This window comes from Streptomyces sp. P3 (assembly GCF_003032475.1).
GTDB lineage: Bacteria > Actinomycetota > Actinomycetes > Streptomycetales > Streptomycetaceae > Streptomyces.
On the sequence record NZ_CP028369.1, the window covers coordinates 2,041,275 to 2,063,164 of the forward strand.

Genomic DNA, 21,890 nt, shown 5'->3' on the forward strand with positions numbered 1-21,890 from the left:
GGGCAGCTCCCGTAAGCGGTGCGGTTCGTCGGAGGGGTAACTACTCCGGAACCCGCCGCCGGCTGCCCTGAAGGGAGCTCGACGCACTGCCGTGCATGGACATCGTCGAACTCCTCTCCCGGTCGGGTGACGCCGGATCTCCTCCGGCCGTCCGCGCTCTGCGCCTTGCGCGTACGACCACTCTGCCCGAGGGGCCGACCCGGACGCCACCGAATAAAACAACCGTGCGAAAAGTGGTCCCGGCCGGGCGGGCCCGCCCTACCGCCGGCGCCACCTGCGCCGTCGCGCCTTGCTGAAGAACCATCCGGCGGGCGGCTCGTCCGACCGCCAGGGCTGGGGCTCCGGCTCCTCGGCCCGCCACCGTGCGGCGAGCATCCGGGCCCGGGCGGACGGCTCCGAGGTCCCGGCGCCCCGTACGAAGTCCTCGTCCAGGACGAGGTCGTCCCAGGCCTCGCCCTCCCGGGACCGTCCACGGCCGTCGTCAGCCGCTGTGCCGTCCGCCATCCCGTCCTCCTGGCCGTGTCCTGCCGTGTCCTGCTGTGTCATGTCGGGCCGTGTCATGTCGGACCGGGTCGTGTCGGACCGGGTCGTGCGGGGCCGTGCCGAGCGGGGTCCGTCGGCACGGTGTGCGCAGACGCCGGTGAAGCCGCCGTCAAGAACGACCGGGGCACTCCCGGCGGGGGCCGCTCACTCCTCCCCCGCGAGCGTCAGCGTCCGCAGCTTCCGGCCGGCGTACCAGGTGGCCAGCACGGTCACGGCGACCAGCAGCACCGTGGCCGTGGTAAGTCCGACGTCCGAGGTGACCAGGTCCCCGCCGGCCACCTTGTGGGCGACGGCCAGCGACCACTGCTGGACGCTGAGCGTGCGGGCTCCCGCGACCAGGGAGCCGAACAGGGCCTCCCAGACGAGGGCGTAGACCAGGCCGAAGACCACCGCGTGCCGGGACACCGTGCCGAGCAGCAGGAACAGGGCGGCGTAGGCGATGGAGGAGACCAGCGCGGCCACCGTGTAGGCCACGGCGATCTGCTGGCCGTTGCCGTTGAGGATGAAGCCGGCGATCAGCGTCGGCAGGGCCGAGAAGACCATCGTGACCGCGATCGCCACGATCAGCTTGGTGAAGATGATCGTGGGCCGCTTCAGCGGCTTGGACAGCAGATAGACCACGGAACCGTCGTCGATCTCCGGGCCGATCGCGCCCGTGCCCGCGATGACGCCGATGATCGGGACCATCGTGGCGAGCGCGAGCCCGCCGAGCAGGTCCGACGCCGTCTGGTCGTCGGCTCCGGCCAGGCCGCGCACGACCACGGAGATCGCGATGAGCAGCAGGGGCAGGGCGCCCAGGATGAGGGCCCGGCGTCGGCCGAGCAGGGCCCGGTATGTGAGCCGGGCGACTGTGGGGTCGTACATCTCCAAGGCCTCCTACGCCGCGACCAGGTACGAGAACACGGACTCGAGGGACTCGTCGGACGGCGAGACCGTGAGCAGCCGGATGCCGTGGTCCCTGGCGACCTTGGGCAGCAGCGTGGTGAAGCGGCCGAAGTCGACGGCCTGGACGCGCAACGCGCCCTCCGCCAGGTCGACCTCGATGCCGGAGGTCGACGGGTCGGCGATCAGCGCGGCCGCGAGGGCGCGGTCGTCGCTGGAGCGCACCAGGTAGCGGTGCGGCCGGTCGGTCATCAGGCGGCGGATCTTGCGGAAGTCGCCGCTGGCCGCGTGCCGGCCCGCGACGACCACCTCGATGTGCCAGGCGAGTTGCTCGACCTCTTCGAGGATGTGCGACGAGAACAGCACGGTGCGGCCTTCGTCGCCCATGCGCCGCAGCAGGTCCATCAGCTGCATGCGCTGGCGCGGGTCCATGCCGTTGAACGGCTCGTCGAGGAGCAGCAGCGACGGGTCGTGGACGAGGGCGCTCGCCATCTTCACGCGCTGGCGCATGCCCTTGGAGTACGTGGCGATCTTGCGGTCCTGCGCGTACTCCATCTCGACCGTGGCCAGCGCCTTCTGGGCGGCCTTGGCCCCCAGGCCGTGCAGCTCGGCGTTGGCGACCACGAACTCGCGGCCGGTGAGGAAGTCGTACATCGCCTCGCGCTCGGGGACGACGCCGATGTGCCGGTAGATGTCCTCGTTGCGCCAGACGGTCTGTCCGTCGAGGGTGACCGTGCCGGTGGAGGGCGCCAGGAAGCCGCCCATCATGTTGATGAGGGTGGACTTGCCGGCGCCGTTGGGGCCGAGCAGGCCGGTGACACCGGGACCGATGGTCATGGTGACGTCGTTGACGGCGACCACGTTGCCGAACCAGCGGGAGACGTGGTCGATGCTGAGCGTGGTCACAGGCCCACCTTCCGGTAGCGGCGGATCAGGAGGCCGTAGCTCGCGGCGATCAGGCCGAGGAGGACGAGGACGTAGACCACGCCCTCCCCGTCGGAGGGGCCGACCCCGCCCGGGAAGGCGGAGGTGGCGCCGAGGAACGCCGACTGCACGCCGTCGATCAGCGTGACCGGCGAGAAGAGGCCGATCCAGGCGATGGAGCCGGTGCTGTTCTGGGCCTCGGCGATGGCCTGGAGTGTGGAGACGGCACCGTAGGAGATGGTCAGGACGGCGATGACGGCGGCGATGCCGAAGCCGCGCCGCGGGGTCGCCGAGGCGATGACCAGGCCGATGCCGGCGAAGAGCAGGGAGAGCAGAGCCACGGAGACGATTCCCTGACCGAATCCCTCGGTCTGGTCGGCGAAGTCGAGTTTGGCCAGCAGCGCGCCGATGTAGAGCACGAGCAGCGGGGCCGCGGTGAGGACGAACAGCGCGGAGGCCAGCGCGGCGAACTTGGCGCGCACGTAGTCCGCGGTCTCGATGGGCCGCGAGAAGTACAGCGGCACGGTCTTGAAGCGCAGGTCGCGCGAGACGGACTGGGGCGCCTGCGAGGCGACGTACAGGCTGATGACGGCCTGCATGATGATCGCGTACCGGGTGTAGTCGACCGGCAGTTCCTTGGCCTTCGTGGCGACGGCCACGGCGACCATGATGGCCGCGGGCACGCAGATCACCACGAACAGCAGCATCGGCAGCACCTTGGACTTCACCGAGCGGCCGAGGCCGTAGGCGCCGCGCAGGGACTGCGAGTACAGGGAGCGGCGGGCGTAGGCGCGGCCGAGGCGGGGGCCGTCGTAGCTGCGGTAGCCGATGTTGTGGATACGGGTCTGGTCGCCCGAGGGGGCGGTGACCGGGTGCTCAGTTGCCATGGCCGACGGCCTCCTTCCGCTGCTGGTCGCTGCCGGTGTCGCTGTCCTTGAAGACCTCGGAGATGTGGTGCCGCCGCTGTTCCATGCGCACCAGGCCGAGTCCGAGGTCGGCGACCGTGTCGCGGACGACGTCGTAGGTCTCCTCGCCCTGCGCGGTCAGCAGCAGGATGTGGCCGGCGCCCGGCAGGCCGCTGCCGGCCTCCGCGACCTCCACTCCGCGCGCGTGGAGCGCTTCGCGGATCGCGCGGGTGCCGTCCGGGTGGTCGTCGGTGTCGGTGACCTCGATGGCGAGGGTGGTGGTGGTCTGGGTGAAGTCGGTGGTGGAGCTGGAGCGCAGGAGTTTGCCGCCGTCGACGACGACGACGTGGTCGCAGGTGCGCTCGAGTTCGCCCAGCAGGTGGGAGGTGACGAGGACCGAGATGCCGAAGTCGGTGTGGATGCGGCGGATCAGGCCCAGCATCTCGTCGCGGCCGACCGGGTCGAGGCCGTTGGTCGGCTCGTCGAGGAAGACCAGCTGCGGGTCGTGGACGAGGGCCTGCGCCAGTTTCACGCGCTGCTTCATGCCGGTCGAGTAGCCGCCGATGGGACGGTAGCGCTCCTCGTACAGACCGACGTGGCGCAGGGTGTCCGCGGTGCGTTCGCGCGCGGCGGCGGGCGGCAGGCCGGACATGCGCGCCATGTGCACGACGAACTCGGTGGCCGAGACGTCGGGCGGCAGGCAGTCGTGCTCCGGCATGTAGCCGACCCGCTCGCGGATGTCGGCGCCCTTGGTCGCGACGTCGAGGCCGAGCACCTCGGCGCGGCCCTCCGTGGCGGGCGACAGACCCAGCAGGATCTTGATCAGTGTGGACTTGCCGGCCCCGTTGGCTCCGACGAGCCCGGTCACACCGGGCCCGACGTCCACGGAGAGCCGGTCAAGAGCGGTCACCCGGGGGAACCGCTTGCTCAGGCTTTCGGTCGCGATCACAGTCACGTCCACAAAATTAGTGACGCAGGCCACGAATTTCGTCAGACTTCAGAGCCGTCTTCGCCTCAGACCTCAGATGTACGGGCCCGTAGGGGATCCCCTGCCTGAGAGCTATGGAGCGGGTTCGGAGCGGCTCACGCCCGCCCTGTTGACGGCTTCTCTAACAAGTGCCAGATTCAGCGTCGTCGGGATACGGACGCGTACAGCGGTCGGCGCCGGCCGGGGCGGAGGAGAAGTGACGATGCTGGAGGGCGCGCGCGAGCGCCGGGTGCGAACCGGCGGGATCGAGCTGTGCGTCGTCGAACTGGGCGATCCGCGGCTGCCGACGGTGGTGCTGGTGCACGGCTACCCGGACAGCAAGGAGGTGTGGTCCGAGGTCGCGTCCCGGCTGGCAGGCCGCTTCCATGTGGTGCTGTACGACGTCCGGGGCCACGGCCGTTCCGAGGCGCCGAAACCGCTGCGGGGCGGGTTCACCCTGGAGAAGCTGACCGACGACTTCCTGGCGGTCGCGGACGCGGTGAGCCCGGACGAGCCGGTGCACCTGGTGGGGCACGACTGGGGCTCGGTGCAGGCCTGGGAGTTCGTCACCGTCCGGCGCACCGAGGGCCGTATCGCGTCCTTCACCTCCCTGTCCGGGCCGTCCCTCGACCACTTCGGCCACTGGATCGCCGCGCGCGTGAACAGGCCGACCCCGCGCCGGGTCGGCCAACTCCTCGGCCAGGGAGCCAAGTCCTGGTACGTGTACCTGCTGCACACCCCCGCCCTGCCCGAACTCGCCTGGCGGGGGCCGCTCGGCAAGCGCTGGCCGGGCATCCTGCGACGGATGGAAAAGGTTCCCGCCGACGCCTATCCGACGCCGTCACTGCCGTCGGACGCGGCCAACGGCGCCTGGCTGTACCGGGACAACGTCAGGATCCGGCTGCGCCGTCCGCGCGCCGACGCGCACGCGCACGTGCCCGTTCAGCTCATCACGCCTCTCGGCGACCGGTTCCTGTCGGAGCGGCTGTACGACGAACTGGAGCACTGGGTACCGCGGTTGACGCGGCGCACCCTTCCGGCCGGGCACTGGATCCCGCGCACCCGTCCCGACCGACTCGCGTCCTGGATCGACGACTTCGTGACGTCGGTCGACACCGAGCGGAAGAGAAGCGGTACGGAAGGCGGATCCGGGACCGGGCACGACGAGGGCAGCGGGGTCGGCGCTGCGGTCGGGACGGTCGAGAGGCTCGAGGTGGTCGGGAGGCGCCGGAAGAACGGCGGCACACCGGACGGCGGGCGTGCCGCCGAGCGGTATGCCGAGCGATTCGCCGGGCAGTTGGTGCTCGTCACCGGCGCGGGCAGCGGCATCGGACGGGCCACGGCGCTCGCGTTCGCCGAAGCGGGCGCACGCGTCATCGCCGTCGACCGGGATGCGGACAGCGCGGCCCGCACCGCCGAGCTGTCCCGCCGGGCCGGCTCACCGGACGCCTGGGCGGAGGCAGTCGACGTCTCCGACGAGCAGGCGATGGAGAAGCTCGCCTCGAAGGTGCACACCGACCACGGGGTGCTGGACGTGCTGGTGAACAACGCCGGCATCGGTCTGTCGGGCTCCTTCTTCGACACGACGTCCGACGACTGGCGCCGGGTGCTGGACGTCAACCTGTGGGGCGTCATTCATGGTTGCCGTCTTCTCGGCCGGCCGATGGCCGAACGCGGGCAGGGCGGCCACATCGTCAACATCGCGTCGGCGGCGGCTTTCCAGCCCTCCAGGGCGCTGCCGGCCTACAGCACCTCCAAGGCCGCGGTGCTGATGCTGAGCGAGTGCCTGCGCGCCGAACTGGCGGGCCGGGACATCGGGGTGACGGCGATCTGCCCCGGTCTGGTGAACACCGCCATCACCTCCACGGCGACCTTCGTGGGAGTCGACGCGGCGGAGGAACGACGTCGGCAGAAGCGTGCCGCGCGCCTGTACGGGATGCGCAACTACCCGCCGGAGAAGGTCGCGAAGGCGATCCTGCGCGCGGTCGTGGACGACGAGGCGATGGTCACGGTCACTCCGGAGGCGAAGACCGCGAACGCGCTGTCCCGCTTCTTCCCCAGGGCGTTGAGGGCGCTGGCGCGGATGGGTGCGCCACTGTGACGTGCCCGCACGTCCGAACAGGCCGCGCCCACGGGAGCGATGCCCGGCGCTTCCCCAAGTGAAAGGGATTCGCCGGGTGGTTGGGGAAGTCCGGTGAGGAGGAGGCCGGTTGTCCACAGAACCGCCAAATAGCCTGTGGATAACCACAGTTGCTTGTGGATCAAACCTCGCCGTCAAAACAGAATGCGTGATGCGCGTCTCCCCCGTCATGCTGACCGGATGAACGAAAAGGACGGACCCGACAACGACAGGGACGACAGACGCACCGTGAAGGTGTCGAAGTACCTCTCGAAGCACCTGCGCCACCAGCCCGAGCGCATCGGTCTCACTCTCGACGAGGCCGGCTGGGTCGAGATCGACGAGCTCATCTCGGCGTGCGCCGCCCACGGCTTCCGCTTCACCCGTGAAGAGCTGGACCACGTCGTGGCGGCCAACGACAAGAAGCGCTTCGCGATCGACGGCACCAGGATTCGCGCCAGCCAGGGCCACAGCGTCGAGGTCGACCTCGGGCTGGAGCCGGCCGTCCCGCCGTCGTACCTCTACCACGGGACCGTGGCCCGCTCACTGGACGCCATCCGGGCCGAGGGGCTGCGGCCGATGAACCGGCACGACGTACACCTCTCGGCCGACCGGGAGACCGCGACCAGGGTCGGCGCCCGCCGCGGCCGCCCCGTGGTGCTCTCCGTCGACGCGGGGGCCATGCACCAGGACGGCCATGTCTTCCATCTCAGCGCCAACGGCGTGTGGCTGACGAAGGCCGTGCCCCCGCAGTACCTGCGGTTTCCCGAGCGCCACTGAAGCGCGTTCCGGCCGCCGCGCCGGACGGTCCTTGGCATGATGTCAGGTATGGACCACTTACCCACCACCGAAGCGGCAGTCACCGTCCTGCGTGCCCTGGCCGCCGAGTACGCGCTGGAGATCGAGGTCACGCATGACATCGGCGCCGACCAGACCTCCCGTCGCACTGCCGTCGGCGTGGGCGTCACCGCCGACCCCGACGGCTCGTTGCCGCACGAGGCCCACGTGGAACTGGGCGGCCGGCCGAGCGTGAGCGTGCGGCTCTACCCCGACGACGACGCCCTGATCACCGTGGACGGCGTCGAGTGCCCCGACGTCGACCGCGATGACGTCCCCGCCTTCCTCCGCGCCCTCTACGACGGTCACGCCTGGGTGAAGAGCCGGCGCTTTCCCCCGGCCCACTTCCTGATGGTGCCCCTGCCGCAGGACCGGGTGCACAAGGAGTTCATCCTGGTCGGGCTCAGCCCGTGGCTCGCCCGGCGCACACGCTGACGGTTTCACGTGAAACCACCACGAATAGTTTCACGTGAAACCGCGCGTCAGTGGTCGGCCAGACGCCAGCCCTGAAGCCCCGGCCGGGACAGGATGTCGGCGGCCATCCGAGTGGCTTCGGACGTGGTGGTTCCGGGCGGGGCCGTGATCCGGAGGCGGGCCAGGTCGCCCTGGAACTCGCCGACCTCGGCATGCCAGCCCTCCGGGAGGAGAGCCACAAACCGGATCACCGCGGTCTCTGGTGGTGCCCCGGACGGACCGGTGATCGACACCTGATGGGAGAAGCTCATGGACGGCTCCGCATGACGAAGTGAAAGGAGGGTGGTGGGGCAGGCTGCCGTCCCCCACCCCTCGGGGTCCGTGCGCCGACCGTGATCCGGGGGCGGCCACCTGGGCACGGCCGGCCCCGGACAAGGCCTCTGGGAATCGGTCAGTCGGACGAGCCGCCCTTGGCGAGCCGACCGACCAGCACGAGGATGCCGACGGCGAGCGCCGCGCCGACGCCGTAACGGACGCTGTCGGAGGTGTCGCTGCTGATCAGCACCACCTCGACGCAGGCGAGCACGGCCAGAAGCGCGGCGAGGGTGGTACGGGAACGGGAGGCGGTCATCGGAGTTCCTTCCGGATGATGTGGATGGGGGTGTCTCGCTGTACGGGCGGATCTGAGCGGGTGATACGGGTGACGCGGTACTGCCGGCGATGCGGTGGTGCGGGTGGTGCTGTGGTGCGGGTGGTGCTGTGGTGTGGGTGACGCGATGGCGTGGGGGCACGGCGGCGTGGGTGGCGCGGTGGCGTGGGTGGCGCGGTGGCGTGGGTGGCGCGGTGGCGTGGGTGGCGAGGTGGCATGGGTGGCGCCAGGGCCTCGGCCACCCGACTCCCCGTCAGTCCGTCAGTCCGTCAGTCCGTCAGCTTCATGGCCTGGCGGAACGAGAGCTTGCGGTCGGTCTGCAGGAGCGCCCGGCGGTACACCCGGCTGCTCGCCCCGACGATGAGCACCGCGGCGGCGATCGACAGGCCGAGCGCGGCGGCCGGCTCCCACCAGGCGGTCTCTCCCGCCAGGACGCGGGCCGGCATGGTGACGGTCGAGGTCAGCGGGATGAAGGAGAGGATCTCGCGCACATTGCCGGACACCGTCACGCCGACGATGAACACCAGCGCGGTGATCGCGTTCACCGGCGTGGTGGTGGACTGGATGTCCTCGCTGCGGGTGGCGAGCGCACCGGCCGCGGCGAACAGGCAGGCCAGGACGGCAATGCCCACGACGTAGAAGACGAGGAACCAGCCCAGTCCCGAGCTGATGTCGGCGAGGAAGTCCTGCTCGCCCGTGGCCACCAGGCCGCCGACGCCGACCAGGCAGAACAGTGCCATCTGGGCGAGCGCCAGCAGCGTGGAACCGACGATCTTGCCGACGAGCAGCGACCGAAGGGGCACGGAGCTGGCGATGAGCTCGACGATGCGGTTCTGCTTCTCCTCCACGACGCTGGTCGCCAGCGCCGCGCCGAGCAGGACAGCAGCCAGATAGAAGAGGAAGCCGAAGAAGTACGTCGTCATCTGGACCGCGCCCTCGGGCGTCTTGTCGGCCGACAGCAGGACGTGCTTGACCTCCGCCCCCTGGCTGAGGGCCGTCAGGCTGGTGCCGGCGGCCTTCGCGTTCTCCGCGAGGGCGTTCGACTGCACGGCGGCGCCGATCCAGGTGGCGGCGATGTCGTTCTGACCGGTGTCGCCGAGCAGGACCCAGCGGCCGCCTTCGGACAGGAGCCCGGCCTCGGCGTCACCGGACCGCACGGCCTCACGGACCTGATCGGCGGACGACTCCTGCCGGACCGTGATCTCGACGTCCTGGTCCGCCCGGACGGCCAGTTGCTCGGCCTGGCCGGCGATCCGGCCGGCCTGCTGGTCGGCCACCGCGACCGTGATCTTGCCCATCGAGTCGGCCAGGTAGAGCTGCAGCCCGATCGCGCCCACGATCAGGGCGAGGGTGACCAGCGTCGACAGCAGGAAGCCGCGGTTGGTGAGCTTCACCGAGATCTCGCGGGCGGCGACGATCCGCCAGGCGGACGCGGTGGCCGCACGGGTCGGGGTACCGGAAGCCGCGGGCGTGCCCTGCGGATCGGGCGATGTCCCGGACCGGTGCGCGGGGTTCGAGGTCACGGTGCTCATGCGGAAGTCATCTCCCGGTAGACGTCGGCGATGCTGGGAACGACAGGGGTGAAGGCGTGGACGGGTCCGCGGCGCAGGGCCTCCGTCAGGAGCGCGCCGGGATCGGCGTCGGCGGCGAGCCCGACACGCGCTCCGTCGGGCAGCTCCTCGACGTCGGTCACGCCGGGGACGTCGCCGGCCCAGCCGGCCGGCGCACCGGTGACCAGGTGGTACCGGAGCTTGTCGCGGTGCCGGAGCTCGTCCGCGGTGCCCTTGCCGACGACATGACCGGTGGCCATGATCACCAGGTCGTCGCAGAGCCGCTCGACCAGGTCGAGCTGGTGGGAGGAGAACAGTACGGGGATGCCCGCGGCGGCGTACTCGCGCAGCAGCTCGGCCATCGTGTCGACGGCGTGCGGGTCGAGCCCGGAGAAGGGTTCGTCGAGGACGAGCAGCTTGGGGGAGCCGAGCAGGGCGGCCGCGATCTGCACACGCTGCTGGTTACCCAGGGACAACGACTCCAGCCGTGCCTGGCTCTTCTCCGCGAGACCGAGGCGGTCGAGCAGTTCGAGGATGTGCCTGCGGGCGTCGGCGGCACTCTGGCCGCGGAGCCGGGCCAGATAGACGAGCTGGCTGAGGACCGTCTGCTTCGGGTAGAGGCCCCGCTCCTCCGGCATGTAGCCGAAGTCCCTGCGGTCGGCGGCCGTGACGGGGACGCCGTCCCAGCGGATCTCGCCGCCGTTCGCGGCCAGTACGCCCATGATCATGCGCATGGTGGTGGTCTTGCCCGCGCCGTTACCGCCGACGAATCCGGTCAACCGGCCTCTGGACACCCGGAAGGACACCCGGTCGACGGCACGGTGATCGCCGAAGTCTCGTACGAGTTCTTCCAGTTCCAACATCTGTGTCTTCTCTCAGCTCGGTTGAACGGTTGCTCTGGTGGGGGGAATCCAGCGGCGGCGGACCGCCGTCGGGTCAGGGCAGCGGGTGCGGCGCCGCTTCACGCGGGTCGTCCAGCCCGGCGGCGCAGCCGGTGCGCTCGGGCGCCGACGCCAGACGGGGCAGGTGCCAGCTCCACCGGTGCGTCTCGTCCATCCGCAGGCTCTGGTAGCCGGGCGCCAGCACCTTGACGACATGCCAGCCCATGGCGGCGACCGCCCGCGGGAGGCGCGACGTGAGGTCCACGGTCAGAAGACCCGCGCCGTCGGCGGTGAGGGCCCGCCGGATCTCCTCCGCCCCGAGGTCCCGCGCGGGCGAGGGAGCCGGCAGCGGGTCCGGCTCCCGGAAACCGGCGACCCAGTCGCGCACGCTCTCGTAAGCGGGGCGGGTCAGCATGTGGCTGAGCCGGTCGTGCTCCGTCACGATCGGGGCGACGCGCCCGGTCTCACCCCGGCCGCGCAGCGCCCGCAGCGCGGCCCGTACCTGCCACGCCTCCTGGAACGCCTTGGCGGCGGCCTCGGCCGGCCGGGGCGACGCCTTCATGCCGACGGCGGCCAGGGCGCCCGGACCCTCCGGATCGATCAGGAAGCCGGTCATGCACCAGAGCCCGGGCACGGCGGTGGGAATGCGGGCGAGCACGGGGGTCAGCCCCTCCGCGCGGGCCCGTGCCCACATCGCCCGGAGCGCGGTGTCCGCGGGCGACGGGACGTACGTCGGCAGACGCAGTCGGCGGCCCCAGGCGACGGTGAGGGCGTCCCGTTCCGTCACCTCGATCATCGCCGCGGCGAGAGCGGTCTCGTGGCTCGCGCCGGCCGCCGCCCCGGACGGGCTCGGATCGAACAGGTCGGCCCGGCGCGCGGGCCAGTCGACGAGGTCCGCGGGGACCAGGACGGGCCCATCGGTGTCCAGGTCGCGGGCCTCGTACCAGGACAGGGCGGCCGTCTCGGCGTCCGGGTGCGACAGGGCGTGGTCCGGGTGGTGGGCGTACAGCGTCGTGGCGGCGGCTGCCAGGTCGGCGGCGGAGCCGAAGCGGGCGGGGTGGGCGGCCGAGGGGTGCAGGGCACGCCGCTCGACGGCCTCGCCCGCTCCGCGCAGCAGCGCGTCGACCCGGGACGCGCCGCTGGCCCCGGCGAACCGGGCGGACAGCGGGAGGTCGAGGACGTCGGCGCCCGGCCCGGCGGGGGCCGAGGCGGTGACACCCGCGCGAGCGGCCCCCGCACCCGCGGAGCCCGCACGAGCGGGGGAGCCGACGATTGCCTCGAACCCCTCCACCGGATGGAGTTCGACCGCGCTGCTCCACAGCGGATCGCCGTCGTGCGGCGGTGTGACCGCGTACCGCAGGGCGATGCCCGACGCCGGGTCGAGGGTGGTCGGAATGTCGATCACCGTCGCACTCCGGCGGCCGCGGGGGCGAGGAAGGACAGGGCCGGAGCGCCGTCCCGCAGGGCGGCGAGGGCCAGCAGGACTCCGGCCGAACCCGTACCCAGGTCGGTGGAGAGGCGGTAGCCGTAGTTGCCGAGGAAGTCGACGCGGCCGGGCTCGGCGGCTATCGCCTCCCAGCCGAGGGCGTCCAGGTGGAAACGCAGGACGTCCCGCTCGACCTCGCTGCCGCCGTCCTCGAGGGCGAGGAGCTCACCGCTCCGGCCGTGCAGGAGGCCGCACGAGGTGGCGAAGCCGCCACGCCGCAGGGTCCGCAGCCGGTCCACGGCGGCACGTATCCGTTCGTCGTCGGGGGTGTGCCGCAGTGCGGCGCGCAGGGCGATCAGGATGCCCGCCGAGCCTTCGAGTCCGGCGCTGAGGAAGCGGTCGTCGAAGTCGTCGCCCCCGATCCGCTCCAGTTCGGCGTGGAGTTCGGCCAGGGCCCGCTCCAACAGGTCGGTGCGGCCGGTGTGTTCGTACAGGCGCAGCAGCAGGAGAGCGCGGCCGCAGCGACCGTGCAGCAGTCCCACCCGCTGGGGCGCCGGGGTGTCGGGCAGCCGGTCGGCGAGTTCGAGCGCCTGGCGCAGACGCCGGTCGTCGCCGCGCCGGGCGGCCAGGTGCAGCGCGGTCAGGCCGAGGCCGGAGAGGCCGGTCGCCAGGGTGGACCCCACGTTGGCGTCGCAGCCGGCGAAGGCGCGGTCCATGACCGCGTCGGCGGCGTCGGGATGACCGAGCTCCTCCAGGGTGTACGCGACGCCTGCGAGGCCGGTGAGGAAGCCAGGGCCGTCGCCGGTGACCCGCTCGGCCTGGTCGAGGAACCACCGGACGTGTTCGGCGGGCGCCTCGGCGCCGGCGCGGTGCAGCGCCCAGAGCACGCCCGCCGCCCCGTACGCGAAGGTCACGCCACCGTCGTCGACCATGAACTGCGAGACGTCGCCCGGGTAGAGGCGGTCGGTCCGCTCGGGGGTGGCAGCCTCGACGATGGAGCCGGCGATGTCCGCGATCAGGTTCCCGGTCTTCTCCCCGGCGGCGGGCCAGGGCACGCCGTACTCCGTCCGCGCGCCCAGGACGTCGTCGCCGAGGCCGCGCTCGATCTGCCGGACGAAGGACTCGGGGAGGGGGAAGTCACGGGCGGCCACGTCGATCAGGGTGCGGATCTTCTCGGTGCCCCACGGCACGACGTGCGGCATGGGGACGAACATGGTCAGCCGGAGCACGTCGAGCGCGAACAGGTCGACGTCGGGGCCCCGGAGGTGGTCGGGGGCCCGGAAGCCGAGGGAGCCCATGGCCTGCGCGCACATCTCCTCGGCGGGTGTGGCGGTCTCCATGTCGATGAAGGCGACGGTGTCGTCGGGGCGGACGAGGACGTTGCCCGGGTGCAGGTCGCCGAAGACGACCCCGCGCTCGTGCATGGCGGTCACGCCCTCGGCGACCTGGTCGAGGATGTGCAGCGTCCAGGCCGTGTACTCCGCCCGCGCCCGTGCCGTGTTGTCGGTGGTGCCGTAGGGGTGACGCAGGCGGACGAGCTCCGTCAGCGGAGTGCCGTCGACGTAGTCGCGCGCCAGGAAGAGGTGTTCGTTGCCCTTGCGCACGTCCCGCAGGGTGGGCACGGACGGGAGGCCGGAGAGCCGGGACAGCGCCCAGTGCTCGCGCTCGAGGCGGGTGACGGCGTCGTCGCCGGCCGCGTCGAGGCCGGCGAGCGGGCGGGCCTCCTTGAGCAGGACCTCGGTTCCGTCGCGCTTGTCGACGGCGCGGTAGACGCCGCCTCCGTTGGAGAAGTGGAGGGCCTTGTAGACACGGAAGGGGAAGTCGGTGAGGGTGCCGCGGCGCCGTTCGTCGGCCGCCTCCTGCAGGAAGGAGGGGAGGGTGACCCATGCCGGGGGACGGAAGCCGGGGCGCCGCTCGTCGGGGACGAGTTCGCCGTCCGGCGCGGTGATCGCGGGTGCCAGGGTGCCATCCTTGAGGCGGGTGGTCTTCAGCACGAAGCCACCGTAACGCACGTACAACGGCCCCTGCTTCCAACGGAGATCGCTCAGCACGGACGGTGCGGGCGTCCCTCCGACGAGGTCGTCGAGGCCGTCCAGGGCAGTGCGCAGAGCCGCCTCGTCGACGGGGTAGACGGTGATGAACTTCCCGCTGGCGGTGCGGTCCCCGTACTTGCTGCCGCGCCGGCCGAGCGTCTCCAGGTCGGAGATGTACTTGAACATCAGCCCGTGCTCGACGCAGTACGGGACGACGGCGTCGAGGAGTTCGGCGGCGTTGCCGGGGGAGGCCGCGACGTGGATCTTCCAGCCCTGGTCGGGGATCCGGGAGTCCGGCGGTACGCAGACGGTCCATTCCCGTCCTCGGGTGGCGGTCCAGCCCTCGGGCAGGGTCCGGCCCTCGTGGAAGTCCGCGCCGGTGGATTCGGCGGCGGGGGCGTCGTAGAAGAGCGAGTCCGCGCGGCAGAAGTTGATGAACCGGGTGTCGAGCACGGTGTCTCCAGAGTCAGAAGGGCAGGAACGGGAGCACGTAGGTGCGGTGGAGGGACTTCCACAGGGGCACGCTGCCCAGCTCGACCTCGGCGGTGCCGGTGGCCGGCGTCGGGGTGCGGTCGAGGTCCAGGGAGAAGGCCGTCGAGTCCATGCCCACGGCGCTTCCGAGGTCGACGGGGAAGTAGGTGGAGACCGGGACCTCGGTCTGCGCGGCCGGAGCGGATCCCACCCGGGCGGTCGCGACGTCGTCCTGGAGCACCAGGCCGTTCGTCCTGAGCGTCACGCGCTGCCCGGCGTGGATCAGCTCGGCCGAGGAGCCCTGCGGCAGGACGAGCCGGGTGCCGGAGGCGTCGGTGACGTAGGCGGCGGCCACCGTCTGGTGGACGGGCAGGAAGAGCGTGGCGCAGCCGGCGGCGGCGAGCGCGGCGCAGACGGCCCCGACGCGTGCCCGGCGGACTCCGGCGGCCTTCACCTCGGCGGACAGCCGCAGGGCGCCGCGGACCAGCATCCACACGATGTACGAGAGCCCGGAGGCGGCCAGGAGGAGTCCGACCCAGCCGACCCGCTGGAGGGTGCCGAGCCAGGTCTGCAGGGCGGTGCTCAGGAAGTAGACGGGGAAGGCGAGGCAGGCGAAGCCGTACACCACGGTCCACCGGGTGGGCAGTTCACGCCGGTACGTGCCGCCGAACAGGAAGCGGGCGAGGGCGCGGCGGGCGTCGGCCATGGCGCGGTCGCGCAGGTACGGGACGTCCACGTGGCTCATCAGGGCGATGTAGCCGTCGAGTTTGATGAACGGCGTCAGGTTGAGCAGGGCCGTTCCGTAGCTGGTGACGGCGAAGAACAGCAGGCAGGTCTTGGCGGTGCCGTCCGTGAGGGGCCAGGCGGCGAGGGCCGAGGCGGCTGCCAGGGACGTCTGGACCGCGGGCCCGGCGAGGGCGGTGTGCACCCGCTGCCGGCGGTCGGGGAGCCGCCAGGCGTCCGAGACGTCGCAGAAGAACGCCGGCATCAGGTAGAAGAGCATGACGCCGATGCGCGAGGGCCGGCCCCCGTAGCGGATGAGGACGGCGGCATGGCCCAGCTCGTGGAGGGAGACGCCGAGCAGCAGCGCGACGAGCACTCCGGTGAACGAGACCGCGGAGAGCGGGCTGTTCAGGGTCACCGCGACCGCGTCCCGCTGGGCGATCAGGGCGCCGGCGCCGAGCAGGACGCAGAGCATCCCGGCCGCGACCACCCCCCGGGAGAAGAGGCGGGCGAACACGGGGCGCAGGGCCTGCATCGTGCGTCCCGGCCGCAACAGCGTGAGCTGGAGCGTCATCGGGGGGACGATCTGGAAGCGGGGGGCGACGGCGGGCGCCTTGGTCTCGCCGTCGTCGAGCAGTCTGAGGGAGTCGAGCCGGGAGATCGCGCTGCCCACCCGCTCGGTGCTCCAGGCGCCGCCCAGCCGGGCGGCGAGGGTCTCGTGGTCGCGCTCCCCGTCCAGCTCCTGGACGAGATCCGCGACGTGTCCGGTGATCCGCACGTAGCGGGCGCCGTGCTGGAGAACCCAGTCGCCCTGTCCGTCGGCGGGCGAGTGGACCTCGGCGCTCGGGGCGAGGCGGGGGCGCCTCGTGTGGGCCGGGACGGTGGGAGGCGGGGGGCTCGTGACAGCGCTCACTGGCGTTTCCTTTGCGGGACGGCGGCGGGGAGTGGGAGAGCGCGCGGCACCCTTTCGGTGGTCCGGCCGGCCGAAGCAGGCCGGACCACCGCAGATCCTCGGTCTCACCCGGGTCGGGTTCCGAGGTGCGGAGGGAATCCGGTTACTCCGTCTCCCACCGCGTCAGTGCGCTCGCCGGTGTCGCTCTCAGGTGAGGGTGATCGAGGTGGCGACGGAGGCGCTGATGGCCGTGCCGATGGAGACGCCGGTCCAGAAGCCGGGGGCCTCGAGGGTCTCGAGCTCCTGCATCTCCAGCTCGACGAGCTCGGCGTTCTCGATGGCGCCCAGGTTCTCAGCCATGATGGTGTCCTCTCAGTGGTGTTCTACGGGTTGGTGTGAGTGGTGCGGGTGGCGCCTTTGGTGCGGGTGGCGCCTTGGTACAGGTGGTGCGGGTGGTGCCCTTTGGACCCGGTGGTGCGGGGGGCACCGGTAGCGCCGGTAGCGCAGGTGGCGCGGCTCAGGTGAGGGTGACCGAGACGCCGACCGAGACGCCGACGGAGAAGGCGGTGCTGATGGTGCCCCAGCCCGGAGCCTCGAGCGCCTCCAGCTCCTGCATCTCCAGCTCGACCAGGTCGGCGTTGTCGAAGTTCTCGACGGTGCCCGGGTTCTCGTTCATGTCGGTTGCCTCTCTCGGCTGTCGCAGCGGGTGTCGGGTGGGTGGTGCCGTGTGGTGCGGAACGGATCAGGTCAGCGTGATCGAGACACCGACCGAGACACCGGCGGAGAAGACGGCGCTGATGGTGCCCCAGCCCGGAGCCTCGAGCGCCTCCAGCTCCTGCATCTCCAGCTCGACCAGGTCGGCGTTGTCGAAGTTCTCGACGGTGCCCGGGTTCTCGCTCATGTCAGTTGCCTCTCTCGGCTGTTGCGGCGGATGTGCTGCGTGCTGACCCGGGGTTCCGGGGTTCCCCCGGCTGCCGCGCGGTCTACGGGGCCGTGCGGCAGCCGTCGGGGGGTGTCCGGCCGTGCTCGGGGCACGGCACGGTGGATCGGACGGCCGGAGCCGGCTCGATCAGGTGAGGCTCCAGGCGACGGAGACGATCGAGATGCCGACGCTGACGCCGACGCTGGTGGCCCAGCCCGGGGCCTGCACGGCCTCGAGCTCCTGCATCTCCAGCTCGGTGCCGAGCTCCTGCAGCTCCTGCTCGACCAGCGTGTGCTTCGCCATGACGTTCTCCTCGTGTTCGGTGCGCCCCGGCTTCTCCGGGGTGCTGTCCGGTGCGGGTGGTGCGTGGTGCGGGTGGTGCGGGTGCTCCTCCCGGTCGGCGCTCAGGCCGCCGGGAGGGGTTCGGGGGAGCCGGCCGGGAAGGCGGTCGGCTCGGTGGCCTCGGCGAGGAGCGCGACGACGTCGTCGGCGCTCAACCCGGCGAGGGTGGGAAGTCCGGCGCCCCAGGCGCGCACGCTGCGCAGGGCGACGTGGTGGCGCAGGTGCGGGGCGAGGTGCACGGTGCGGTCGATCCGCCAGCGGCGCATCAGCTGCTCGAGGCCGTCGTCGGGCCGTGACGCGAGCCACGGGGCCCGCTGCCCCAGGCGCTCCCAGAGGCGTTGGACGCGGTCGGCGCTGCCGAAGCGGGTGTCCCCTCGCAGGGCCTGCCGCCACACGATGGGCCACAGGGCGGCGACCGCGCGCATCTTGGCCAGGCCCAGCGTGGTGGAGAGCTCGTTGGCGAGGGCCCAGCACTTCACCGCGTAGGGGCTGCGGCCGACGTTGATGGCTCCGCGCTGGCTCTCGGCGCTGAGCCGGGCGACCCGCAGCCGCTCCGGTGCGGGGGCCGGCAGGCCGGCGGCGAGGCGCCGGGCCAGGGCGTCGCCGGCCGTCAGCAGTTCGCCCGCCAACTCCTCTACGGCGGCGTCCTGTTCCGGAAGGTCGAGGGTGTCGCTGCTGTACGGGATGACGGTCCTGAAGATCGCTTCGAGGACGCCGTCCAGGACGAGCGGCCCCGGAAGGGTCTCGGTGGCCTCGGGCACCCGGAGCGCGGCGCGGGGGCGCAGGCACTCCCCCATGGCGATGCGTTTGCCGTCCTGGTGCGGGAAGCAGGCCACGGGCCCCGCCTCGCTGCCGGTGCCCAGGGTGGTGGGGACCGCGAGGACCTCGGCGTGCTCTCCCTCTGAGAGCGGGAGCGCCACGAGGCCGCTGCGCTGCGCGGAGGTCAGGTAGCGCAGGAGTCCGGGGCGACGGCCGACGGCGGCCGAGAGCTTCGCGAAGTCGAGGGTGCTGCCCCCGCCGACGCCGACGACCAGCTCACCGGGAGAGAACCGGGAGGCGTGCGCCTCCACGGCCCGCATCCCACCGTCCGCCGGGGTGACCGCCACGGTGGGCGTGAACCCGGCGCGGACGATCTCGGCGGTGACGTTCCGGGTGACGGTGTGGCCGGCCACGGCCGGGTCGGCCAGGACGGTCACGCCGGTGGGGCGAAGTTCCCGCAGCAGTCCGGGAATCCGGTCGTAGGCGTCGAGAGAGACGGGCATGGGGTCAGCTCCTCGCGGCCAGGGAGGTCGCCGGCAGCAGGCTGTCGAGGCCCTCTTCGACACAGGTCATGAGCTCGGCGACCTCGGCGCGGCGGTACGTCAGGGAGGGCACGAGCTGGATGCCGGAGGGACCGGGGTGCACCAGGGCGCCCGCGTGACGGATCCGGGTGATGAGGTCGGCGACGTCCGTTCCGGCCAGGGCGCGGCCGTCGGGGTGGGTCAGATGCAGGGTGCGGAAGCAGCCGACGCCGGTGGCGTGCGTGGCGAGCGGGTGCCGTTCGACCAGTTCCGCCAGCCCCTGCTGGAGCCACGCGGCGACGTCGCGGCCCGCGTTCACCGCGTCGAGGCGCTCCATCTCGGCGATCGTGGCGCTGATCGCGGCGCAGGCGAGGGCGGTCGCGCCCTGGGTCTCGGCGTGGGCGAACACCGTGTCGTGCTCGACGAGGGCCCGGGTCACCCGGTGGGACATCACCAGGGCGGCGGCGGGGCAGGCTCCGTTGGTCAGGCCCTTGGAGGTGACGAGCACGTCGGGCAGGCCGGGCCAGCTCTCGGAGGCGAAGTAGCTTCCGGTTCGGCCGAAGCCGGTGGCGACCTCGTCGGCGACCAGGAGGAAGCCGTACTCGTCGCGCAGACGGCCCAGTTCGGCCACGAACGATTCGTCGAGCGGGACGGTCCCGGTGCCGACGACGGGTTCCACCACGACGGCGGCGACCTGGCCGCCGAGGGCGGTCATCAGCCGGCCCAGCTCGGCCGTGTCGTTCGGGGTGACGTGGCGGATCAGCCGCTGGTCGACTCCGTAGACCCGTTGCCCCAGGTCCTCCCCGGTCAGGGCGAAGCCGCCGAAGGTCAGTCCGTGGAAGCTGCCCCGCAGGGCGACCACCAGGTTCCGTCCGGGCCGGCCCTGTACGGCGTGGTGGATCCGCGCCAGTTTCATGACCGCGTCGTTGGCGACGCCGCCGCCGGTGGAGAAGAGCACCCGGGCGTAGTGGTCGGGCCCGCAGACCCGCAGCAGGTCCTCGGCGGCGCGGCGGGCGTAACTGTTCTCGAAGCGGAAGGCCCCGAGGTAGGAGGCGTGCGCGGCGGCTTCGGCGACGGCCTCGGCGATCCTCGCGTTGCCGTAGCCGAGGTTCACGTTCCACAGCCCGCTGTCGGCGTCGAGGGCGGTGCTGCCGTCCGCGAAGGTGACGCGGTGTCCGGCCGCGCCGACGGCGCAGAGGCTGTCGTCGCCGTGGCTGGAGGGCGGTATGAGGTAGGGCCAGAGCGCGGTCATCGGGAGGCTTCCGTGGTCAGGAGTGTCACGCGGTGACGCTCGTCGGGCGGCGAGAGGAGCCGGCGGGAGGTGACCGTCAGGCCGGACGCGGCGAGTTCCTCCTCCAGGCGGGGCAGGTCGAGGACGGCCACGCGGTCCGTGCAGACGGTGACGGGGCTGTCGTCCTGCGGCGGGTCGGCGGGGAAGAGGGTGACGGTGCGGCTGTCGGCGCCGGCGGGCCAGTGCTCGTACAGCTCGTAGACGGTGCCGCCGGATCCGGTGGCCCGGACGACCGTCTCGTCGGGGCCGTCGTCGTCGCCCCGTTCCAGGACGGTCAGCAGGAACCGGCCGCCGTCGGCCAGGTGTGCCAGGACGCTGCGGTACAGACCCGCGCGGCCGTCCTCGTCCAGGAGCGAGAGCGAGGTGGTGCCGAGCAGGATGTGCGGGAAGCTCCGGCCCAGGTCGAACCGGGACATGTCGCCCCGCACCACGGTGCAGCGGGCCCGCATCGACGCCGGGGCCCGGTCCAGTTGGGTCCTCAGCAGCGCCAGCATGTCGGTGGACAGGTCGAGGGCGGTGACCTCCCGGCCGGTGGCGAGCAGCGGCAGGGTGAACCGTCCCGAGCCGGCCGCGAGGTCGAGCAGGGGGCCGGGCGTCGTCCGCACGGCGGTCAGCAGGGCCCGGGTCTCCGGGTCGTCGTAGGTGGCGAGGTCGTGGTAGACCGGGGCGCCGAGGGCGTCGTACAGGCCGCAGACGCGAACTCTGTCGCCGAGCTCCGCCGTCCGGCGGGCGGCGAGGACGCCCCCTTCGGTCGTCATGAGGGGCATGGCCGGGGCGCTCATCGGGCGGCCGCCGGGACGCGCACCGCTACGGGCAGCTCCAGGCCGTGCGAGGCGAGCAGGTCGGCCAGCTGGTCCACGTGGCCGGCGGGGACGAGGTCGCCCACCGCTCCGGAGGTGGCGAGCAGGCACTCCAGGGTCCGGGCGGCCCGCCGGTCGACGGCGAACAACCTGCTGCCGGCCACGATGTAGGCGTCCTCGTCCCCGTACAGCACGATCGGCAGCGAGGGGTCCGCCAGGTCGTCGCCTGCCGCGGCGAGCCCGGGCGTCAGCCGGGAACCGAACCCGGAGACCTTCAGGCCGGTGGCTCCGCGTGCCATGAGGCTGCGCAGTGCGGCGACCGCCGCGAGATAGCGGGCCAGGAACGGGCGGCTGCGCAGCGCTTCGGCGCGAATCCGCGCCGGCAGTGCCGCGTCCAGCGCGGCGGCGCCGTTGCCGACCCGGGCGAAACGCCCGGCGAGGGCGTCGAGGCCGTCGTCGACCGTGCCGAGCACCGCTCCCGTGGGGCTGGTGGACACCCGCCCGTCCCGGTCGGCGTACAGGCGCAGGGCGGGTCCGTCCGCCGGGTCGTCAGCGCCGCTCAGGGCGGCCGGGTCGGCCAGCAGCACCGAGGAGGTGAGGAGGAACTCGGGGAAGACGCCCTCGGTGAGCGCACGGTCGGCGTCGGCGAGGAAGACCTCGAAGTCGTGTCGGTCGAAGACGCGGACGACGGTCGGCCCGAAGACGGTCATGAAAGGGCTGGCGGCGTAGGCGTGGGTCTGCAGGAAGAAGTCCTGGCCGTTGGAGAACTCGTCGCCGGGCTCCGTGAGGCTGCCCTGGTAGCCGACGGCGCAGGCGAGATCGCGGGTGCCGTCGCCGGGTGCCAGGAGGAGGGTGCGGGGGCCGACGAGTCCGGCGGCCGTGACGGCGGGAACGTGCGCCGCGTCGGCCAGGACGAGCGTGCCGACGCCTGCGCCGGGGGGCCCGGCCAGCGGGGAGGCGGTGGCCCAGGAGATGAGGTGCTGCTTCAGACGCCCACGATCAGTCATGTCCATGCCAGATGATCCTTTACTGGTCTGCT

The 21,890-nt window shown here is 72.2% G+C and carries 23 protein-coding genes; 3 read left to right on the top strand and 20 right to left on the bottom strand.

Annotated features, from left to right (window positions below; translation table 11 throughout):
• Positions 1 to 258 precede the first annotated feature (258 nt).
• The 5 genes from C6376_RS09110 to C6376_RS09130 form a co-directional block, all read right to left on the bottom strand.
• Positions 259 to 504, bottom strand: a complete 246-nt coding sequence (locus C6376_RS09110; protein WP_107448860.1) for a hypothetical protein — start codon at positions 502 to 504, stop codon at positions 259 to 261.
• A 183-nt stretch (positions 505 to 687) separates the two neighbouring features.
• Positions 688 to 1,407: an ABC transporter permease subunit gene (locus tag C6376_RS09115; protein WP_107442956.1), complete on the bottom strand. Its 720-nt coding sequence runs from the start codon at positions 1,405 to 1,407 to the stop codon at positions 688 to 690.
• A 12-nt stretch (positions 1,408 to 1,419) separates the two neighbouring features.
• Entirely contained in the window at positions 1,420 to 2,331 is a 912-nt protein-coding gene (locus C6376_RS09120; RefSeq protein ID WP_107442957.1) for an ABC transporter ATP-binding protein, read from the bottom strand.
• Positions 2,328 to 3,236: an ABC transporter permease gene (locus C6376_RS09125; RefSeq protein ID WP_107442958.1), complete on the bottom strand. Its 909-nt coding sequence runs from the start codon at positions 3,234 to 3,236 to the stop codon at positions 2,328 to 2,330. Before C6376_RS09125 ends, C6376_RS09120 begins: the two co-directional genes overlap by 4 nt.
• Entirely contained in the window at positions 3,226 to 4,203 is a 978-nt protein-coding gene (locus C6376_RS09130) for an ABC transporter ATP-binding protein (protein ID WP_107448861.1), read from the bottom strand. The genes C6376_RS09125 and C6376_RS09130 overlap by 11 nt, the downstream gene beginning before the upstream one ends.
• Positions 4,204 to 4,438: 235 nt before the next feature.
• Here C6376_RS09130 and C6376_RS09135 point away from each other — a divergent pair, with 235 nt between their 5' ends.
• From C6376_RS09135 to C6376_RS09145, 3 genes are all read left to right on the top strand, one after another.
• Positions 4,439 to 6,322, top strand: coding sequence for an SDR family oxidoreductase (locus tag C6376_RS09135; protein ID WP_107442959.1), 1,884 nt, complete (start codon positions 4,439 to 4,441; stop codon positions 6,320 to 6,322).
• A gap of 219 nt (positions 6,323 to 6,541) precedes the next feature.
• Positions 6,542 to 7,120: an RNA 2'-phosphotransferase gene (locus C6376_RS09140; RefSeq protein WP_107442960.1), complete on the top strand. Its 579-nt coding sequence runs from the start codon at positions 6,542 to 6,544 to the stop codon at positions 7,118 to 7,120.
• A 48-nt stretch (positions 7,121 to 7,168) separates the two neighbouring features.
• Positions 7,169 to 7,612 (top strand): hypothetical protein, encoded by a 444-nt coding sequence (locus tag C6376_RS09145; RefSeq protein ID WP_107442961.1) that lies wholly within the window; start codon positions 7,169 to 7,171, stop codon positions 7,610 to 7,612.
• Positions 7,613 to 7,659: 47 nt separating this feature from the next.
• On the opposite strand, the gene C6376_RS09150 is transcribed toward C6376_RS09145, so the two are convergent.
• From C6376_RS09150 to mpaB, 15 genes are all read right to left on the bottom strand, one after another.
• Complete coding sequence (locus tag C6376_RS09150; protein ID WP_107442962.1) at positions 7,660 to 7,902, bottom strand: hypothetical protein; 243 nt, start codon at positions 7,900 to 7,902, stop codon at positions 7,660 to 7,662.
• Between the two features lie 140 nt (positions 7,903 to 8,042).
• Positions 8,043 to 8,222 (bottom strand): hypothetical protein, encoded by a 180-nt coding sequence (locus tag C6376_RS09155; protein ID WP_107442963.1) that lies wholly within the window; start codon positions 8,220 to 8,222, stop codon positions 8,043 to 8,045.
• Positions 8,223 to 8,509: 287 nt separating this feature from the next.
• Positions 8,510 to 9,772, bottom strand: a complete 1,263-nt coding sequence (locus C6376_RS09160; protein ID WP_107442964.1) for an ABC transporter permease — start codon at positions 9,770 to 9,772, stop codon at positions 8,510 to 8,512.
• Complete coding sequence (locus C6376_RS09165) at positions 9,769 to 10,653, bottom strand: ABC transporter ATP-binding protein (protein WP_107442965.1); 885 nt, start codon at positions 10,651 to 10,653, stop codon at positions 9,769 to 9,771. The genes C6376_RS09160 and C6376_RS09165 overlap by 4 nt, the downstream gene beginning before the upstream one ends.
• 73 nt (positions 10,654 to 10,726) lie before the next feature.
• Positions 10,727 to 12,076, bottom strand: a complete 1,350-nt coding sequence (locus tag C6376_RS09170; RefSeq protein WP_107442966.1) for a YcaO-like family protein — start codon at positions 12,074 to 12,076, stop codon at positions 10,727 to 10,729.
• Complete coding sequence (gene lanKC / locus C6376_RS09175; RefSeq protein WP_107442967.1) at positions 12,073 to 14,583, bottom strand: class III lanthionine synthetase LanKC; 2,511 nt, start codon at positions 14,581 to 14,583, stop codon at positions 12,073 to 12,075. The genes C6376_RS09170 and lanKC overlap by 4 nt, the downstream gene beginning before the upstream one ends.
• A gap of 13 nt (positions 14,584 to 14,596) precedes the next feature.
• Positions 14,597 to 16,237, bottom strand: coding sequence for a daptide biosynthesis intramembrane metalloprotease (gene mpaP / locus C6376_RS09180; RefSeq protein ID WP_107442968.1), 1,641 nt, complete (start codon positions 16,235 to 16,237; stop codon positions 14,597 to 14,599).
• A 186-nt stretch (positions 16,238 to 16,423) separates the two neighbouring features.
• Positions 16,424 to 16,576, bottom strand: a complete 153-nt coding sequence (locus C6376_RS44390; RefSeq protein WP_173985607.1) for a daptide-type RiPP — start codon at positions 16,574 to 16,576, stop codon at positions 16,424 to 16,426.
• A gap of 157 nt (positions 16,577 to 16,733) precedes the next feature.
• Positions 16,734 to 16,892, bottom strand: a complete 159-nt coding sequence (locus C6376_RS44395; protein ID WP_173985608.1) for a daptide-type RiPP — start codon at positions 16,890 to 16,892, stop codon at positions 16,734 to 16,736.
• 66 nt (positions 16,893 to 16,958) lie between these two features.
• A complete protein-coding gene (locus C6376_RS44400; protein WP_173985609.1) occupies positions 16,959 to 17,117 on the bottom strand; it encodes a daptide-type RiPP in 159 nt (52 codons plus the stop codon).
• 168 nt (positions 17,118 to 17,285) lie between these two features.
• Complete coding sequence (locus C6376_RS44405; RefSeq protein ID WP_173985610.1) at positions 17,286 to 17,441, bottom strand: daptide-type RiPP; 156 nt, start codon at positions 17,439 to 17,441, stop codon at positions 17,286 to 17,288.
• A gap of 101 nt (positions 17,442 to 17,542) precedes the next feature.
• Complete coding sequence (gene mpaC, locus C6376_RS09185; RefSeq protein WP_107442969.1) at positions 17,543 to 18,742, bottom strand: daptide-type RiPP biosynthesis dehydogenase; 1,200 nt, start codon at positions 18,740 to 18,742, stop codon at positions 17,543 to 17,545.
• Positions 18,743 to 18,746: 4 nt separating this feature from the next.
• Entirely contained in the window at positions 18,747 to 20,012 is a 1,266-nt protein-coding gene (mpaD, locus tag C6376_RS09190; RefSeq protein ID WP_107442970.1) for a daptide-type RiPP biosynthesis aminotransferase, read from the bottom strand.
• A complete protein-coding gene (mpaM, locus tag C6376_RS09195) occupies positions 20,009 to 20,809 on the bottom strand; it encodes a daptide-type RiPP biosynthesis methyltransferase (protein ID WP_254075887.1) in 801 nt (266 codons plus the stop codon). The genes mpaD and mpaM overlap by 4 nt, the downstream gene beginning before the upstream one ends.
• Positions 20,810 to 20,829: 20 nt before the next feature.
• Positions 20,830 to 21,864: a daptide biosynthesis RiPP recognition protein gene (mpaB, locus tag C6376_RS09200; protein WP_107442972.1), complete on the bottom strand. Its 1,035-nt coding sequence runs from the start codon at positions 21,862 to 21,864 to the stop codon at positions 20,830 to 20,832.
• Positions 21,865 to 21,890: the final 26 nt, after the last annotated feature.

Coding starts and splice junctions, on each gene's coding strand:
- C6376_RS09110 (WP_107448860.1), bottom strand. CDS start 504: ATGGCGGACGGCACAGCGGCTGACGACGGCCGTGGACGGTCCCGGGAG.
- C6376_RS09115 (WP_107442956.1), bottom strand. CDS start 1,407: ATGTACGACCCCACAGTCGCCCGGCTCACATACCGGGCCCTGCTCGGC.
- C6376_RS09125 (WP_107442958.1), bottom strand. CDS start 3,236: ATGGCAACTGAGCACCCGGTCACCGCCCCCTCGGGCGACCAGACCCGT.
- C6376_RS09140 (WP_107442960.1), top strand. CDS start 6,542: ATGAACGAAAAGGACGGACCCGACAACGACAGGGACGACAGACGCACC.
- C6376_RS09145 (WP_107442961.1), top strand. CDS start 7,169: ATGGACCACTTACCCACCACCGAAGCGGCAGTCACCGTCCTGCGTGCC.
- C6376_RS09150 (WP_107442962.1), bottom strand. CDS start 7,902: ATGAGCTTCTCCCATCAGGTGTCGATCACCGGTCCGTCCGGGGCACCA.
- C6376_RS09155 (WP_107442963.1), bottom strand. CDS start 8,222: ATGACCGCCTCCCGTTCCCGTACCACCCTCGCCGCGCTTCTGGCCGTG.
- C6376_RS09160 (WP_107442964.1), bottom strand. CDS start 9,772: ATGAGCACCGTGACCTCGAACCCCGCGCACCGGTCCGGGACATCGCCC.
- C6376_RS09165 (WP_107442965.1), bottom strand. CDS start 10,653: ATGTTGGAACTGGAAGAACTCGTACGAGACTTCGGCGATCACCGTGCC.
- C6376_RS44390 (WP_173985607.1), bottom strand. CDS start 16,576: ATGGCTGAGAACCTGGGCGCCATCGAGAACGCCGAGCTCGTCGAGCTG.
- C6376_RS44395 (WP_173985608.1), bottom strand. CDS start 16,892: ATGAACGAGAACCCGGGCACCGTCGAGAACTTCGACAACGCCGACCTG.
- C6376_RS44400 (WP_173985609.1), bottom strand. CDS start 17,117: ATGAGCGAGAACCCGGGCACCGTCGAGAACTTCGACAACGCCGACCTG.
- C6376_RS44405 (WP_173985610.1), bottom strand. CDS start 17,441: ATGGCGAAGCACACGCTGGTCGAGCAGGAGCTGCAGGAGCTCGGCACC.
- mpaC (WP_107442969.1), bottom strand. CDS start 18,742: ATGCCCGTCTCTCTCGACGCCTACGACCGGATTCCCGGACTGCTGCGG.
- mpaD (WP_107442970.1), bottom strand. CDS start 20,012: ATGACCGCGCTCTGGCCCTACCTCATACCGCCCTCCAGCCACGGCGAC.
- mpaM (WP_254075887.1), bottom strand. CDS start 20,809: ATGACGACCGAAGGGGGCGTCCTCGCCGCCCGCCGGACGGCGGAGCTC.
- mpaB (WP_107442972.1), bottom strand. CDS start 21,864: ATGGACATGACTGATCGTGGGCGTCTGAAGCAGCACCTCATCTCCTGG.